Here is a 16,297-nt window from a genome sequence, read left to right on the forward strand (position 1 = left end):
CCCGAGCTCCCTTCGTCGATAAGGTTGCCCGACTGTGGAAGGGCACCATCGAAGAGAGCAACTCGGGTGCACTGAAGATGCGGCATCGTCGCAGCAGGGGCGTTTCCGGATGCCCCATTGATCCAGCCGGTGCCAATAGCGTAGGTCGCCGACCGCGACCTGTCATCTGATCCCGGCAACAAGATCGCCGGAACAATTCCGACGCGAATGTCGGAATCCAAGTAACAGCAACGGCTTTCGCTTACTGAACCCGTGCCGCGCTCGCCACCGCCGTCGGCTGCGGATGGTAGGCGAGACAGGCTGCCGCGGCTTCGTCGGCGGCCAGGAACAGCACGGTGTCGGCCGCGCCGAGCACACCGTATTTCCGGGCGTTCAGATAAGCGTGGACGGGCGCCGCCGTGTACGGATCGCCGACCGCCGGGGCGAGACCGACCACCGATTCCGTTTGCAACCCCAATGTTTCGGCAAGGCGCGCCCGGAATCTGGGCGCTGGGGCCGGGGCGAGCAGCACCGCTCGTCCCTCGGCGAAATCATCGCTGTCGAGACCTTCGTCGTCCATACTGTCACGCACCGCCGACGCCGCGAGCTCGATCGGATCCGCCACGCCGTGCCGAACGCGCATGGCCGAGCGGCCGTTCGCGCCGACCGTACCGAGGTCGACCCAGGCCGATGGGTCAGCTTTCCCGTCGGTCTCCTTGGTATGCAGACGACCGAAACCGCCTGCGGTGGGGGAGTTTCCGAGCAGGATCGCGGCGGCCCCGGTGGTGTAAGGAAATCCAGCGACGTAGCGCTCGGTGGACGGGTGGGTATCGCCCGCGACGAGCAACGCGTACTCCACTTCGCCGGTGGCCAAGAAGCATTCCGCGGCGGCGATGGCGTGCAGCAGGCCGGTCGCGCCGTGCATCAGGTCGAACGAGAACGCGGGCACCCGGCCAGGCTGGTATTCCAGGCCCATGCCGATCCGTTTCTGGATGAGTGCCGACACCGCGGGCTCGGAAATGTTGTCGTCCCGGAAGACGCCGACGTTGATCAGCATGCCGACCTCGTCGACGGAAACATCCGAGCCTGCCAGGCAGTCACGGGACGCGCGAGCGGCCAGCTCGAAGTAGCTGCCGGTGTCGAGATCGGTATTCGTCGTGGCCGCGACAATCGTGGTACCCATGGCTCAGGCCTCCAGACGCGAGACGGTGGCGGCAAGATAGCCGGAGACGGTCCCGGAAGCCGCTGGAAGCATCAGGATCTTCGATCCTTTGGGAATCTTCTGCTGCCCGAGATATTCGTGCAGCACCAGAAAATGCGAGGTCGACGCGGTATTGCCGTAGTCATGCAACACATTCAGGGTCTGCGGCATCGGGGTGCCGAAATGCTGCTCGGTCAGGTGCCCGATGTAATCGATGGCCGGCCCGCTGAATTGGTGATTGATCCAGTAGTCGTATTTCTCGCTCTCCCAGGTGCGCCCGGTCTCCTTCAGGAAGGTGTCGATGCGGTTGATGGCCTGCATGTACCTGCCGTCGCTCTGCATGGCGCGGTTGTCGGTGTAGAGCGCGATGCCTGCGGACCGATCGCTGGGCATGCCGAGGCAATGCTCGGCCCCGGCGGCGGCGGTCATCAGTTCGACGTAATGGATTTCGTCGTGGTCGTCGCCACGATCGTCGAGCACGACGGCCACCGCCGCGTCACCGACGGTCAGTGCCGCGAATTGCGGATCGTACGGCTTGCTGATCTCCCGCACCGCGGTTTCCGCGATCGGCGTGATCTGTTCGCCGCTGACCACCAGACCGTTGCGCACCACTCCCGCCTTGATCATCCGATCCAGCACAAGCACCCCGGTCATCATGCCCGCGCACGCGTTCGAGACGTCGAAGTGACGGGCCGACGTCGCGCCGATCTCGTTGCCAAGCATCAGCGCGAATGCCGGTGCGTAGCAGAAGATCTCCTTACCGCGCGTGCGGGTGATGGAGGCCGAGATGATGATGTCGAGGTCATCCGCCTGGTAGTCGGAATGTCGCAGACAATCGTCGATGGCCCGGAGCGCCAGTTCGAAAGACGATTCATAGCGGTCCGGATGCGAGTCGTAGACCCGCCGATTCTTGATCCCCGTGATCCGCTCCAGATCCAGTGACCTCGGCACGGCCAGGCTGTCGATCAATTCCTCGGTGGAACGGACGGTTTCCGGAGTGTACGAGCCGATCGACTCGAAACGCGTACGCTGCATTGCCCCTGCTTTCTGCAGATCAGTCGATGACAAACAAGTTGTGTCGCTTGGACTTCCGACAACGTTGTCGTGGACTGCATACAGCCACTGTGCCTAGCCGGTTGGCTCGACCAGGGTCGCGCTCACCTCGCACAGTTGCTGTCCGAGCGCGTCGTCCTGCGCACGACGCGACGGAATCTTGATGCGGTTCTTCTGGAAATAGGCGCCGGTCACCCCGCCCACCTCGGGATCGGTCGCGAGATAGGTGAGCGCCTGACCACCCTCCTCGACGGTGATCATGAACAGGCGCTTGGCCAGCGCGACCAAAGGCTGCCCGAACCACGGCAGCGAATCCCAGATCCCGGTCGCCACCGCGCCGGGATGAAAGGCGTTGACCGTCACCCCGGTTCCCTCGAGGCGGCGCGCCAAAGCCTTGGCGTAGAGGATATTTGCCAGCTTCGATCGGCTATAGGCCTGCTCGCCCGAGTATTTTCGCTGGAGGCCGAGATCGTCGAAATCCAGGGTGACGCCGAAATGCAGTACCGACGAGGTGAACAGGATGCGCGAGGGGGCGCTGCGCACCATCAGATCGGTGAGCAGTTCGGTGAGCAGGAAGCCGCCGAGGTGATTGACGGCGAACGTGGTCTCGATGCCGTCCACGGTCTCGACGCGATCCTTGTGATAGCCGCCGGCATTGTTGGCCAGCACATCCAGTCGGTCATATTGCGCCAGCACGCTTTTGGCTAGCTGACGGACCGAAGCCTGTGAGGCGAAGTCACATTCGAGGGTGTCCACGCCGCCCGCACCGGCGGCCCGAACCGCCGCCGCCGCATCGGCCAGCTTCCGCGGATTTCGTCCGACGAGCACCAGTCGATGTCCGCTCGCGGCACACTGTTGTGCGGCCGCGAGGCCGATACCCGATGTCGCCCCCGTGATCAGGATCGTCTTCATAGCCGACCACCCTGCCACACGGTTCCGGCTGGTCGGGGGGACCGAACTGGGGTCATCTCAGGCCTGAAAGATGCTGCACGGGAACAGCATTTGCAGAATTCCGCAGGTCGGGCGTGGTCGGCTCGACTCGCCCGAGATCAGCCGACGCGTAGTTGCGTGGCTGAGGGTAGGGGGTAATAGGGGGTGCGCCCGTGTGTAGGCGGCAGGGGTATGCGCTCGCCGTGTCACCCTCCGAGTTCCCATCCTCCCTCCACGTGTCCGCCTTCGCGTTGGCACGGCGCATTCGAGGCGCGAAGACCTTCGCGGCGGAGCGGTTTCGCCGGTCGGACACCGATGCGGGAGTCGCGTAACAGTAGAGACCGGTCGGTTACCACGGCTGAGAAGGCGCCGAAGCGCGCTTTAGCATGCCGACAGTGAGTTCGTTGTCAGTATTCGTTGCCATCGCGGCTGTGGCGGTCTTCGCACTACTAGTCGGCTTCTGCCTGTTCGTTACCGGCGGCCGGAACAGGTTGAGAGACGATCCCGGTGCAGATCGACTCCAGGTAGACAACGTTTTCGGTCGGCCAGGGAGTGACAGGCTATGGACGCCTGATTGGCACAGCGCTCCCGAATCGCCGTTCACGGTGGCCGCTGCGGAGGACGTTGTGTACCACCCTCGGCATGCCTACTGCTCCCCGATGAACTGTCCTTGCCTGGCGTCCGCATACGAGACATTGGCTCGCAGCGAGTCGTTCGATTCTTGATCTGTGGCGGTCAGCGCAACGGCCTCGTCCTACTTGCGTGGTGAAACCTGAGTCTGCGATCACCAGCCATGCGTGACTTCACAAGTCGGCGGGCGGCTGTCCGATGAGTGCTCGTAGCGGCCGCTGCCGACCGCTACGAGCGAGTGGTCGCTACTCCTTGGAGTAGTCGGTGCTCAACCAACGCTCGGGGCGCAGACGCACGAGCAGCGAGGTCGGGGTGAGGTTCTGATCGGTGAAGGCTTTGCCCTCGGCTTCGCCCAGGTATCGGACGGCGATGGCTGTCACGACGTCCGCCGTGGCCTGCTCGATGCTGGTCACCGTGCCCTCGACGGTGACGTACTTGTACGGCGGCTGCTCCGCCTGCGCGGTCAGCGAGAAACGCCCTGCCGCGCGGATCAGCTTTTCCTTGACCGATCCGGTCTCGGTCCAGATCAGCACCTCACCACCCGGCTCGTACCCGTACCAGATCGGCACCGCGAGCGGCGCGCGATCCGCCCGTTCGATCGCGATCACCCCCACATGTAGGTCAGCAAGAAACGCCTCACGTTCGTCGCTGGTCATCTTCGCCATGGAAATCCTTCCGGTCGGTGACACACGTCATACCGGCAAACCATCCGCAGGGCAGAAGTATTTCGCCATCGTCACGGCGGCTATCGTCGAGTAAGCACAGCCTCGCGCTCGCTGAACGGCGGCGGCTGTGAAATCCATCAGGACGAAAGCATGAAACTCATCGTGCCCGGTCCGGAACGCGCGCCGCTCTCCCGGCAACTCTCACCATGATCGGCCTACTTGCCTGCGCCCCTACGGCTCTGCGTCACCGGCACGACAGGTGGGGTATCGAGCGCGTCTTCCCTGAACGCCGTCGCGTAACTCGTTGACGATGGCGGTGACCGCACCTCCGTCCGCGGTTACGCCGTTGCGGGTGCGGCACCCGGAAATAGCGCCTCCGTGGCCGCAGCCAGCCTCGGTCAGTCCGATCCGTCAGTCCGAACCCGATTCGGCGCCAGCAGGTTTCGCTCGTGTGGCCTTGGACATTGGTCGGCTGAGTTGGCGCCTGCTCTGTCCGGGGTGAGGTGGGGCAATGGGTGACTGGGTGCGCGTTGTCGTTGCGAGTATCGCTGTACTTCGAGGCGGCGGTCGGTCAGGGCAACGATATTGGCCCGGGGCAATCGAATGCGCGTCAGGTCAGCGCTTTTGGTGATGGAGATCCGGCTTCGGCGGTCGGAACAGTTGCAGCACAGCTGTTTTGCGGGCTGAACAATTGGGTGGAGCATAAGTGGAACGTAATTGGAGCATCATTGAAAGATCATCGTTGCGTGAAGTGCGGCGGACGCTGATCGCGGTTGGGAGTCGGATGGTGAAATGCGCAAGTGGTGAACGCTTTTTGTTAATAAAGTTCGGCTCCAGCAGTCGGACAGCAGCCGTATCTGTTGTGTCTGCAACGCTTTAACCTCTTGTTCACTCGACGCGATGAGAATTCTCGAAAAGACAACGCTGCCTTGACATCTCATGGATCCGAGGTTTGCCGTTGCCGAATGCACCACAGTGATTGGCGGAGAATGGGCGGCGGAGGATTCGTACGTTCGGTCGGGCGGAAAGAGTGACCGCTGCGACGGCCGACGAGGACATGCAGACCGCCGTGGCGGTCATCGGAATGGCTGCCCGGATACCCGGCGTCGCGAACCTCGACGAATTCCGGGCCGCGCTCGTCGCCGGCCGTGATTTGACCACCCGCCTCGACTCCCGACGCACGTACGGGGTAGTCGCCGACACCGAAAGGTTCGATGCCGCGTTTTTCGGGATCGCGCCGCGGGATGCAGAGCTGCTCGACCCGCAGAGTCGAGTTTTCCTCGAATGCGCTTGGGAGGCACTGGAATACGCTGGCTACGACCCCCACACCTACCCGGGTGCCATCGGTGTGTATGCCGGGAGTGGTGAAACGGACCATTACGCCGTGCTGCGCTCGCAGCGGCACCGGTTCCCGGAGACAACGGACGAACAACTCCGGCTCGCCGGCAGCCGGGACTTCCTCACCAGCCGACTGGCCTACACACTGAACCTGCGCGGCCCAGCCGTCACTGTGCATTCCGCCTGCTCCACCTCGCTCGTCGCTGTTCATCTGGCATGCCAGGCGTTGCTCGCTGGCGACTGCGAGATGGCCCTGGCCGGCGGGGTGACGCTGCGTGGCGCCGCAGGTCCCGGGGAGGACGACGACCTGCTGTCACCGGACGGTCGCTGTCGGCCGTTCGACGCGGATGCGGACGGAATGGTCGGCGCCGACGGGGCTGGAATCATCGTGCTCAAGCGGCTGCCCGACGCACTCGCCGACGGGGATCGCGTCGATGCGGTAATCCGTGGGTCGGCACTCAGCAATGACGGCTCCGACAAGGTGGGCTTCACCGCACCGAGCGTGGACAGGTCGCCGCGATCCGCTCCGCACACCTGCTCGCCGGAGTCAGCCCGGGACGATCGGGTATGTCGAGGCGCACGGCTCCGGCACCACGATCGGCGATGCGATCGAAGTCCGCGCATTGTCGGAGGCGTTCGGGCCGGGCTTGCCCCAGCGGTGCGTGCTCGGCTCCGTCAAGTCGAACATCGGTCACGCCGACACGGCAGCAGGCGTGCTCGGCCTGCGCCACAGGTGTCGTTCGATGCGTCGATCGCGCCGCGGCAGAAGCCCGTCGTGGTGCCTTCCACGATCTGCTCCACGGCTACCGCACTCGCGATGCTCACGCAGACGATGGCGAGCAGCACAGTCGCGGGCCACGGATCGGGGATCACGCGACTCACCCCGACCGCCAGGTAATAGACGGCCACCACCGTGACCAGGCCACGCCACGACGCCCATTGTTGTCCCGCAAGGAAATTCGCACCCGCCGAAGCGATGAGGAGGGTGGTCAGCGGGAGGTCGAGCTCGGTTCGCCATCTCGATTCTCCGGCAATCAAGACCGCGAGCAGGCCGATCCCCACCGCCAGCCGGGTCGGTGTCACCAGCCAGGCGATCGGCTGTTCGGGCAGGATGTTGACCGCACAGTTCAATGCGACGAGCGCGAGGCACAGCACAGCCACCGCGCGACCGGCAACGATTCGCAGGCCCGCACTCGGTGGGCGTCATGACCCGCGGCGGTGTCGGCTCGCGCGCCGACGTGTGGGTCGCGGGCATCAGCATCGCGGGGGAGCACCCGCTCGGCGTAGGGCCAGGGCGGGCCGGTGCGCATTTGAATGAGCGAACCACCGGACCCGAAACGTACCAGCACGCCCACAACCTGTGGCTGAACTACGCCATCGAGGCCGGGGTGGCCGGTCTGTGCGTGACGGTCGCCATAACCATCATCGGAGCTTGGATCGCGGTAGAGGCAAGTCGAATCGGATCCCACACCGCTCCCGCCGCCGGGGCGGGCCTCGCCGGGTTCGTCATCATGAACCTTGCCGACACCCCCTCCAACAATCAGCGCCTTGCCTTCATGACCGCGATAGTCCTCGGCGTCCTCATCGTCCGGCGCACCCGCCCGCAACCTCCGCCGCGGCCGCGCGCGGCATCGATGTTCGACGTGACGATGGAACTTCCCCGCGTCACTGTCACTTCGTATCCCACACCGCGCGAGCGTCAAAGGAATCCTAGGTGGCGTTTGCCGCGCCGCCCCGCCGGTGCGGAGCAGCGCGACTTCGGTCAGTAGGCCCCGCGCGGATTCCTGCCGAAGTAGGCGGAGCGACCAAACCCAGGTAACCGTTTCTGGGTAGTAGTCGTTGCCGCCCAGGCAATGGACGGGTCGGCTGCCCCGCCTCGATGTGATTCAGATCACACTTGTTGTCGGCAATCTCGGGCGCTGTCCGTCGCGACTCCGTGGTGAAGACATCTGTGGGCTCAACGCTTGCCCTGCTTCAACCTGATGCGCTCGGACCGCCCGCTGTCGAGGGCGGCCGGGGCGAGTTCTGGGTTCCGGCCCGACTACACAACATTCGAGACGTTCTGCGTCGAAATTTCCTGGAGGTTGCCTGGATGAGCCGTCACGCGCCGTTCTATGCCGAAGTTCAGTCTCACTACGACCTTTCCGACGAGTTCTTCGCGTTGTTTCTCGACCCGACTCGTACGTATAGCTGCGCATATTGGAAGCAGACCGGATATACGCTGGAGCAGGCTCAACTTGCAAAAATAGATCTCGCGCTGGAAAAATGCGACCTGCGCCCAGGGATGACGTTGCTCGACATCGGATGCGGCTGGGGCGCGACAATGCTTCGTGCGCTGCAAAAATACGATATCCGCGTTATCGGTCTGACGCTGAGCCGCAATCAGTGCGACTATGTGCAAAGCAAGTTGCACGGTCTGCATGGAGAGGTGTATCTACAGGGCTGGGAAGAATTCAACGGGCAAGTCGATCGAATTGTGAGTATCGGTGCCTTCGAGCACTTCCGGCAGGAGCGTTATGAAGATTTCTTCGAATTCGCCTATCGGGCGATGCCTGCGGATGGGCTCATGCTGCTGCACACGATCGTTGGGTACGGGCTGAATCATCTGCGGGCGAACGGCATACCGCTTACCAGACAAGATATCGACTTCATGCGTTTCATCCGCACGGCAATATTTCCTGGTGGCCAGCTCCCGCTCCCGTGGGGACCTGTTCCGCGTGGCGTTCGTGAATATGCGGAGTCGGCGGGTTTCGATGTCACTCGCATCCATCCGCTGCGGTTGCACTACGCGAAGACGCTGGATCGATGGGCCGCCGCTCTGCACGAGAAGAGAGGTGAGGCCGTTGCATTGGTTGGTGAGGAGACGTTCGATACCTACATTCGGTATTTCACCGGATGTGCCCATCATTTCCGCGCTGGGCACATAGACGTCATGCAGTTCACCTGTTCAAAGACTCCGGCCGATACCCCGAGCAACAGTCCACAAATATTCGCGTAGGCAGCGGGTATCCGGAACAGCAGGTGAGGACAGCCGATGGAACCAATCTTTGCGAAGAGGGAGCGTGACCATGACTGCGCGGGATTGGCGAGCCGGCGTGACTCGAGCGGCGGCATTGACCGTCGCCGCCGAGTCGTTCCTGGTCGCCCGAATCGGTGCGGAGCTGCGTCAGGCCGCCGAGGTGGCAATGGACGATGCCGCGGCCGGGACACGGCTGGCGGCGGAGGCGCAGGCCAAGGCGACATTGCTCGCGATCTACCGGTCTGCTCGCGACGAGGTGAACATCGCTTTCGCGGCAGGCGGGGGTCTTGCAGAAGGCGACCCGGCTGTTGTTGCCCGGGAGCGCGCGTTCAGGGAAGTGCTGGATCTTGTCCTGGAGGTTTACCGATACTATCCCGACTTCGACGAGTCCTGGATCTGACGCCTGGAGAACGGCATCTGAGGCAAGGATGTGCTCATTCCGATTTCCCTGCCCTGGGCGCTTGTCGCCTCGCCATACCCGCTGTCGCGCATCGCCGCCATCTCGAGGGCGACCGGTTTGGCTGTGATCGGTTCCGTCACGCAGTGTTTGCTTCATCACCGACACACTGAAACATTCAGTATCGCCGGACCGTTGATGAAGTTGGAACGCAGCCACCTCACATCTCCATCGACCTCGAGCCGCAACTTTCGATCAACTAGCTGACGAAAGAACAGATCAAGCTCCATCGCCGCTAGGGGCGCACCGACACATCGATGTACTCCGTGCCCGTACGCCAAATGCCTGTTCGGCGTACGCAGGATGTCGAATGCGTCAGGGTCGCGGAACACCTCCTGATCCCTATTGGCAGACACATTCCACAAGGTAACCAGATCGCCCCTCTTGATGGTGGTACCATTCAGTTCGAAATCACGGGTACATTTTCGAAGTACGTAGCAATTCGTGGAGGCCCATCGCAGAATTTCATTTACTGCATCATCCATTAGTTCCGGCCGCTCGAGTAGCGTGTTATACGCCGACTTGTGCTCCGAGAACAAGAACACGCCCGTACTGGCGGTATACGACGATGTTTCGTTACCGCCTACAGCAAGGTTCATGCAATTGAACAGTATTTCCTCGTCGGTCAGAGTGTACCCATCTACCTTTGCGTTCAGTAGATAGGTGATGAAATCATCACTCGGATTATCACGACGATACTCCAACTCGTCATCGAAGAAGCCGAGCATGTCGGCGTGAATTGAACTCAATCGAAGTTCATTACCATTCAACGATCCACCATAGAACGGGTCCTCGATACCGATCATCGACCTCGTCATGGCGATTAATTCCCTGGCTCGCGAAGAGGAGATTCCGAATATCGCCATCAGTGCACCCATCGGGAGGCAGAGGCTTAGATCTTCACTGACGCTACCGCCTCCCTCGCGCTCGACCTTGTCAAGCGCCGCCGCCAACAGATTTCTTGTCTCCGTCCGCGCACGATCTACATATGGGGCCGATGTGGTAATCCGTACTAGTTTGCGAAGCACTCGGTGTCGCGGCAGATCTGACGCAACGAGCATCTTGTTTGCTGCCGTGTCCGTATTGGCGGACCCATACGATCCGCCGAGTATCGGTCCGACGGTTGACGTGAGTCCCTGATGGTTGACATAGCACGCATAAACGTCGTCATATCGAGTTACCGCCCAGAACCCTTGATGGCGTCTGGGTTCGTTCCAGAATATCGGCGAGTTCTCCCGCAAATAGCTGAATACTTCGTAATGCGCCCTGTTCTCGAAAATTCGAGTATCAGTGAGATCGATAAGATCTGCGGTGTTCGACATCGTCAGCAATTCGCCGCAATAGTAGCGAGTTCGCGTACGGTGCGTGAAGTAAGGACATCTCTCTGTTCGATCTTGGCGTCCAGCTCCTTGTTCACCCGACGCTGGACCCGGAAGGCGATAAGTGAGTTACCGCCCAAGTCATAGAAATCATCTGTCACGCCGATATGCTCTACCGGCAGAAGCTCCTTCCATATGCGCAAGATCTCGACTTCGAGAGTGCTGACTGGCGGAACTTGCTTCGATCGTCGAGCGACGTACTCGGCCGCCAAGGTGCTCAATGCGTGATCATTTCGTTTACCGTGCGGCGTTATCGGAAATTCGCTCAGGCGCGCGAACATCGCTGGCACCATATAGTCTGGAAGCCTGCTCTCCACCTCGCGCCTGATATCACCCATCGACAGGCGATTCGGCCCGACAACAAATGCGACAAGTTGTCTGTCGGCACCTTCACCAACCGCAATGGTGGCACACCTGTCCACTCCCGGCACCTGCAAGATGACTGTTTCAGTCTCTCTGGGTTCGACTCGGTAGCCTCGGATTTTCACCTGACTATCCAGTCTCCCACGAAAATGAACGATACCCCTCTTGTCCACACTTCCTCGATCGCCCGTCGCGTACAGAAGTCCACCTGATCCATATGGATCCCGGATGAAACGCTCCGCTGTGCGCGACTCGTCGCGAAAGTATCCTGGAGAGAGGGTATCGCCGCCGATATAGATCTGCCCGATGGCATCGGTCGTGCACTCGTTCAGTTCATGGTCAAGGATGCGTATTGTCACGCCGTTGAGTGGAAAGCCGATCGGCACTTCGTTGAGCTCTGAGTCTGAGATTTCGACACGGTAACATGTGCATGCGACCGTAGCCTCAGTTGGCCCGTACAGATTGTACAACTCGCCGCCGAAGGCTCCCGCGAAGAGATTCCCACATTCCCGGGGGGATACTACATCCCCACCGACGCATAGGATCCGCAGGTTGGAAAACGTACTTGCGTCACTGCTCATAATATGATTGAAAGCCATGGACGGAACAAGCATTACGGACACGTTTCGCGTTCGCAACTCGCGAGCGATATCCGTATTCAGCAGTTCCGAAAGCGTCTCCATGACGACAATCTGGGCGCCCGACTTCATCGCTGACCACATCTCGTATTGAAATGCGTCAAATGAAATGCTGGAAATGTGGGCAATGGTGTCATCAGGTCGAATTTTCGGCAGTCCGCTGTTTGTGATGAAGGACGCCAGGTTATTGTGAGTAAGCATAACGGGCTTCGGCTCGCCTGATGAACCGGAGGTGAAGAGTATGCAAGCCAAATCATTGGGTCGCACGTCGGTATCTTGTGTCAGGAGGGGCTTCCCGAGCGCCTGTCGGTAGTCCAAGACTGCGACCGTATCCGCTACGTAATCCTCCCCGGTTCCGCTGCCTGTGAACACGGCGACGGCAGCAGAACGTGTGATCATGTACTCTCGGCGTTTACGTGGGAGAAGCGGGTCGATCGGCACGTATGTGCAGCCGGCTTTCAATATTCCGAGAATGATCGGGAATATCTCCGGATGTCGGCCGACAGATACTGCAACCCTGCTTCCGGTTCGGACTCTGTTTTCTGTCAAGAGAGTGGCGATACGCTTCGCATTCGCATCGAGATCGGCATATGTCATTGCTGTCCGACTGTCCGAAACGGCGACCCTGTCGCCGTAATCGTTTACCGTCCCGCTGACCAACGTGAGTAGATCTGTAGGTGCGATCGCGGCAGGCTTGTTTTCGGTGATCTTCGAGCCTTCGGTTGGTTCCCGATAATTCATATCATCTCCTGAAATCAATTCACTACCTCTCCGCCTGAAATGTTGAGGCATGCTTCCGATAGTGCATGGATCCTTTTGCGGGAACAGCTTTCACTGCTGTCGTGCCTCCGATCGAGATAGTTCTCTTGCAATCCCTGCCCGGTCGTACCGGGCAGGTCGTCCGGCACGTCTTCAATTGTCGGGAACCCGGGTCGAGAGCACATCGGACCTCGCCCCAGCCATACCGGGAAAAATTCCCGGCTGGACCGGGTACACAACCCTGTCGCTCGGGCACAGGTTCCACCAACGATGCTTCAGGCGGCCGAGCCGCCCGAAGAGGGCGCCACCACCACAACATGGCTAGAGCAGGCCGAGTAGTCGGAGGTCGGAGAGATATTTGTCGATCAAGGAACGTTCCAGGTGCGGGATGTCACCACTGGGGTCGACTCGGGCACGGTGAACTGCGTCCCGAAAAGCGGTGGCGGGTAGAGCGCTGCCGGACACCGTCGTGGCGGGACGGCCGTAGGACGACAGCAGAGGCAATACCGAGTGCGCCCGCTGTTTCTCGGGCAGGCTGCGCAAGGCCGTGCCGAAGCGGGCGAACCACTCGCGGTAATCGTCGACTCGGTGGATGGGATGGCCCGCCTCGACCAGCCACTCGACGAATTGGTCCAGCGAACGACCGTCGTCGTGCGGGTTCACGACGTGGTAGGTGCGGAAGCCGTCAGTCCCACCGAGTGCGGTGATCGCGGCGGCGGTGAAGTCGACGGGTAGGCCGTCATAATGCGGTCTGCGACCCCCGTCGTCGGGGGCGTAAAACGAGCGTGGGGCGATGCCGGTTGCGACCAGGCTGAACAGGAGTCTGGTGAACGCGTCCGGCAGGTTGAGCTGCCCGGTGTACCGGCTGTGCGCGAGGGTCATGTTCGACCGGAACACAGTGACCGGCAGTGCGCAAAGGTCATGTGCCTCCCGCAGCAACACCTCGCCCGCCCATTTACTATTGCCATAGCCGTTGGCATAGCCTGCGTCGGATAAGGTGCGCTCCGGGCTCACGTCACGGATATCGTCACCTTCGGACCCTGCCATCCGCTCGGGGTCGATGTCCGAGGCAACGGCAACGGTGGAAAGGTAGACCACGGGCTTGATCCGGTCGGTGACGGCGAGCCGGATGATCTCCGCGGTGCCGACTACGTTCGGCCCGAATAGTTGGCTGTAAGGCAATAAGTGGTTGACCAATGCAGCCGGATGTACGACGAAGTCGACTCGCTGTGCCAAGTCGGTCCACTTCGATTCGTCCAAACCGAAGTAGCGCGCGCTGACATCGCCGGTGATGACTTCCAGTGTGCTGGCGGCGAGTTCGCCGTAACGGTGTAGCAGCTCGGCGTCGCCGGTGTCGAAGACCTCGTCGAGCCGGCGGCGCGCGTGCTCGGAGTCGACACCACGAAGGAGGCAGATCAAGGTGCCGCCTATGGTCTGCAAACGCTCCATCCACTCCAGGCAGAGGAAACGACCTATATACCCATTGGCGCCGGTCAGTAGAACCGTGCGAGGTTCGCCCGTGACGCGTGCCAAATCCTTTGCTGTGGTGAGGGTCTTGGCGTCGATGAAAACATTCAGCGCGAGGTCGTCGGGCCGCACTTGGTCGCTGCCGCCGTGCACGCTTGCGTAACTCGGACACTCACTATCCAGGGTGTGGGCGGAATCGATGTAATGCGCGATGGCTGCCAGATCGGTGGTGGGGCTGGTGATAAATCCAACCGGGACTTCGATTTCGAGCACATCGCGGAGCAGGTTGGCGAAGGTCAGTGCTGACAGCGAGTCGCCGCCCAGGTCGAGGAACCGCATGTCCGGGCGCAGCTCGGAGTCGGCTACGCCGAGCAGCGCGCGGGCCGCCCGGCTGACCGACTCCAGCGCCGGCAGTCCGGCGGCGGACACCCGCAGAGCACGCAGCTCGTCGGCCCGGCTCTCGGTCAGCGTGACATAGCGTTCTTCGAGTCGATCTCGGTAGCGTGCAAGGAGTTTCGGCCGGAGAAGCTTGCCTGCTCCGGACAGCAGACCGTTCTCCACGCTGAATGGCTCGGTCTCGACAAGGAAGTCACGCGGAATTTCGTAGGGGTTCAGCTCGGCTTCGGCGGCGGTGTGCGCCAGCGACTTCCGCAGCGCCGTCATCAGTGTGTTGCCACTGTCGAACGTCGTAAGTGCTGCGGCGGTGGGCACGATGACGGCGAGCAGGAATGCGCGCTCGCTGTTGCCGTAGACGAATATCTGCCGTATCCATGGGCCCTTGCCGTACACCGCTTCCAGCCGTGCCACGGTGACGAACTCGCCTTGCGACAGTTTGAGCACGTTACTGCGACGATCGACGTATACCAGTTCGTCGGGCCCGATTCGGGCAACGATGTCGCCGGTTTTGTAGAAGCTGTCGTCGAAGACCGCCGCGGTGACTTCGGGCCGCTGGAAGTACCCCGGCATGGGGTTGCGCATCTTCACCAGCAGCTCGCCGCGCGGGTGGGGCCGGTCGCTGGTGAAGTAGCCCAGCTCCGGTACGTCGACGAGCTTGTATTCGGCGACCTGGGTCCGCTCCACCTTGTTGTCAACGGTGAGCAGACCGGCTTCGGTCGAGCCGTACAAATCGTGCAGTTCGGCATCCAGCAGCGATTCCATGAACTCGCGCATCTCGGAGGTCAGCGGAGCGCCCGCGATGGAGGCAGTGACCACACGCCCGCCGAAGACGCGTCGGCGCAGGTGCGCCCGCGCCGCTTCGCTGTCGGTTCCGGAGCGTTCGAGTTCGGTGAGGTAATGCTGGAACAGCATGTCGCACACGCGCGGCACCAGGTTCACCCGCGTGGGACGGACCAGCGCGAAATCCTCCAGCAGTGTCGACATGTCGCTGCGGGCAGCGAAATAGGCGGTGCCGCCGCGGACCAGCGTGCCCACCAGCGTGCTTCGCCCGAAGACGTGGCTCAGCGGCAAGTAATGCAGACTTATCGCAGCCGCGTCCAACGCCGCGTCGCCGCTGTTTTCGAGTCCGCTGAGCCACTTTCCGCGCTGTATACGTTGGGTGTGCATGGCGCCCTTGGGCGTTCCGGTGCTGCCGGAGGTGTAGATCAGCATCGCGAGATCATCGCCATCGGCCTCGGTGTACGCGGGCACGGCCGGTAGCGCCGCGCCCCGGACCCGCAGTGTCGCAAGCGATTCGGTCGTGACGGGACTGTTCGCGTCGGCCAGGCGCGCGCGTGCCGCTTCGAACGTGCAGCGCTGTGCGTCATCGTCGGAGTGGTAGTCGTAGACCACCAGGCGCGGCGCCGGCATGTCGGCGGCGCGGACCGCGTCGACCACCAGCGGTAGTTGCGCCAGACTCGTTGCCACGACGCGTGGTTCGGTCTCGGCGAGAATCGCCGTCAGCTGGCTCGCCGGAGCCCCTGCCTGCAGCGGCACCACGACAGCGCCGAGGTGGGTGGCGGCCAGGTCGAGAGTCAGGCAATCGATACTGGCGAAGCCGAGCACGCACACCCGGTGGCCTGGGCGCACCGGCAGCGGATCGTAATGCCAGGCGGCCGCGACTTCCGCGATCCGCGCGGCGAATTCGCCATAGGTGACGGTGCGATAGCTCGGCAGTATCCGCGCGGCGCGGCAGCCCGTGACGGCGTCGATCACGATCTCCACCGCGCGCTCCCCGAGCGCGGGTCGATCGGCGTAGCCCGCAAACACCGTCGCCACGATTTGCCCGACCGTCAGGCCCGGCTGCTGCGCAGCCTCGCTCACGGCTGCGCTGATCTGGGCCAGACGGGTCTGCACATCGTCCGCGTACAACCGTGAAACCCGTTGTGCGACTCTGTGTCTCCGTGCATCGCTGCCCACCGCTTCATCCCATCCTTGTTGCAGCACTGATAGACCCAGGTACCAGCCCCGATGGCCGTCGGAC

11 protein-coding genes and 1 pseudogene are annotated in these 16,297 nt (G+C 62.1%); 5 read left to right on the forward strand and 7 right to left on the reverse strand.

Annotated features, from left to right (window positions below; translation table 11 throughout):
- Nucleotides 1-241: 241 nt before the first annotated feature.
- The 4 genes from NA11_RS19550 to NA11_RS19565 form a co-directional block, all read right to left on the reverse strand.
- Nucleotides 242-1,162: a beta-ketoacyl-[acyl-carrier-protein] synthase family protein gene (locus NA11_RS19550; protein ID WP_069163374.1), complete on the reverse strand. Its 921-nt coding sequence runs from the start codon at nucleotides 1,160-1,162 to the stop codon at nucleotides 242-244.
- A gap of 3 nt (nucleotides 1,163-1,165) precedes the next feature.
- Entirely contained in the window at nucleotides 1,166-2,215 is a 1,050-nt protein-coding gene (locus NA11_RS19555) for a 3-oxoacyl-ACP synthase III family protein (protein ID WP_069163375.1), read from the reverse strand.
- Nucleotides 2,216-2,308: 93 nt separating this feature from the next.
- Complete coding sequence (locus tag NA11_RS19560; protein ID WP_069163376.1) at nucleotides 2,309-3,145, reverse strand: SDR family oxidoreductase; 837 nt, start codon at nucleotides 3,143-3,145, stop codon at nucleotides 2,309-2,311.
- A gap of 893 nt (nucleotides 3,146-4,038) precedes the next feature.
- Nucleotides 4,039-4,458, reverse strand: coding sequence for a TIGR03618 family F420-dependent PPOX class oxidoreductase (locus NA11_RS19565; protein WP_174567701.1), 420 nt, complete (start codon nucleotides 4,456-4,458; stop codon nucleotides 4,039-4,041).
- Between the two features lie 1,057 nt (nucleotides 4,459-5,515).
- Here NA11_RS19565 and NA11_RS47205 point away from each other — a divergent pair.
- The 5 genes and pseudogenes from NA11_RS47205 to NA11_RS19585 all read left to right on the forward strand — a co-directional run.
- A pseudogene (locus NA11_RS47205) lies at nucleotides 5,516-6,196 on the forward strand (beta-ketoacyl [acyl carrier protein] synthase domain-containing protein); the annotation flags it as partial.
- 64 nt (nucleotides 6,197-6,260) lie between these two features.
- Nucleotides 6,261-6,713, forward strand: coding sequence for a hypothetical protein (locus NA11_RS47210; RefSeq protein ID WP_369691140.1), 453 nt, complete (start codon nucleotides 6,261-6,263; stop codon nucleotides 6,711-6,713).
- A gap of 288 nt (nucleotides 6,714-7,001) precedes the next feature.
- Nucleotides 7,002-7,565: an O-antigen ligase family protein gene (locus NA11_RS19575; RefSeq protein ID WP_069163378.1), complete on the forward strand. Its 564-nt coding sequence runs from the start codon at nucleotides 7,002-7,004 to the stop codon at nucleotides 7,563-7,565.
- A gap of 323 nt (nucleotides 7,566-7,888) precedes the next feature.
- The gene (locus NA11_RS19580) at nucleotides 7,889-8,794 is read left to right on the forward strand and encodes a cyclopropane mycolic acid synthase family methyltransferase (protein ID WP_069163379.1); all 906 of its coding nucleotides are present in this window, start codon (nucleotides 7,889-7,891) and stop codon (nucleotides 8,792-8,794) included.
- 70 nt (nucleotides 8,795-8,864) lie between these two features.
- Entirely contained in the window at nucleotides 8,865-9,215 is a 351-nt protein-coding gene (locus NA11_RS19585; protein WP_141717708.1) for a hypothetical protein, read from the forward strand.
- Nucleotides 9,216-9,370: 155 nt separating this feature from the next.
- Here the strand turns inward: NA11_RS19585 and NA11_RS19590 are convergent, their stop codons facing one another.
- From NA11_RS19590 to car, 3 genes are all read right to left on the reverse strand, one after another.
- On the reverse strand, nucleotides 9,371-10,594 hold the full coding sequence (locus NA11_RS19590; RefSeq protein ID WP_069163381.1) for a cytochrome P450: 1,224 nt from the start codon (nucleotides 10,592-10,594) through the stop codon (nucleotides 9,371-9,373).
- A 2-nt stretch (nucleotides 10,595-10,596) separates the two neighbouring features.
- Nucleotides 10,597-12,393, reverse strand: a complete 1,797-nt coding sequence (locus NA11_RS19595) for a non-ribosomal peptide synthetase (protein ID WP_167837681.1) — start codon at nucleotides 12,391-12,393, stop codon at nucleotides 10,597-10,599.
- A gap of 339 nt (nucleotides 12,394-12,732) precedes the next feature.
- The gene (car, locus tag NA11_RS19600) at nucleotides 12,733-16,233 is read right to left on the reverse strand and encodes a carboxylic acid reductase (protein ID WP_069163411.1); all 3,501 of its coding nucleotides are present in this window, start codon (nucleotides 16,231-16,233) and stop codon (nucleotides 12,733-12,735) included.
- Nucleotides 16,234-16,297: the final 64 nt, after the last annotated feature.

Source organism: Nocardia altamirensis NBRC 108246 (assembly GCF_001612685.1).
GTDB lineage: Bacteria > Actinomycetota > Actinomycetes > Mycobacteriales > Mycobacteriaceae > Nocardia > Nocardia altamirensis.

What these genes read in the sequence shown, in the direction of transcription:
- NA11_RS47210 (WP_369691140.1), top strand. Translation starts at nt 6,261, where the DNA reads ATGACGGCTCCGACAAGGTGGGCTTCACCGCACCGAGCGTGGACAGGT.
- NA11_RS19595 (WP_167837681.1), bottom strand. Translation starts at nt 12,393, where the DNA reads ATGAATTATCGGGAACCAACCGAAGGCTCGAAGATCACCGAAAACAAG.
- NA11_RS19565 (WP_174567701.1), bottom strand. Translation starts at nt 4,458, where the DNA reads ATGGCGAAGATGACCAGCGACGAACGTGAGGCGTTTCTTGCTGACCTA.
- NA11_RS19575 (WP_069163378.1), top strand. Translation starts at nt 7,002, where the DNA reads ATGACCCGCGGCGGTGTCGGCTCGCGCGCCGACGTGTGGGTCGCGGGC.
- NA11_RS19550 (WP_069163374.1), bottom strand. Translation starts at nt 1,162, where the DNA reads ATGGGTACCACGATTGTCGCGGCCACGACGAATACCGATCTCGACACC.
- NA11_RS19585 (WP_141717708.1), top strand. Translation starts at nt 8,865, where the DNA reads ATGACTGCGCGGGATTGGCGAGCCGGCGTGACTCGAGCGGCGGCATTG.
- NA11_RS19560 (WP_069163376.1), bottom strand. Translation starts at nt 3,145, where the DNA reads ATGAAGACGATCCTGATCACGGGGGCGACATCGGGTATCGGCCTCGCG.
- NA11_RS19590 (WP_069163381.1), bottom strand. Translation starts at nt 10,594, where the DNA reads ATGTCGAACACCGCAGATCTTATCGATCTCACTGATACTCGAATTTTC.
- NA11_RS19580 (WP_069163379.1), top strand. Translation starts at nt 7,889, where the DNA reads ATGAGCCGTCACGCGCCGTTCTATGCCGAAGTTCAGTCTCACTACGAC.
- NA11_RS19555 (WP_069163375.1), bottom strand. Translation starts at nt 2,215, where the DNA reads ATGCAGCGTACGCGTTTCGAGTCGATCGGCTCGTACACTCCGGAAACC.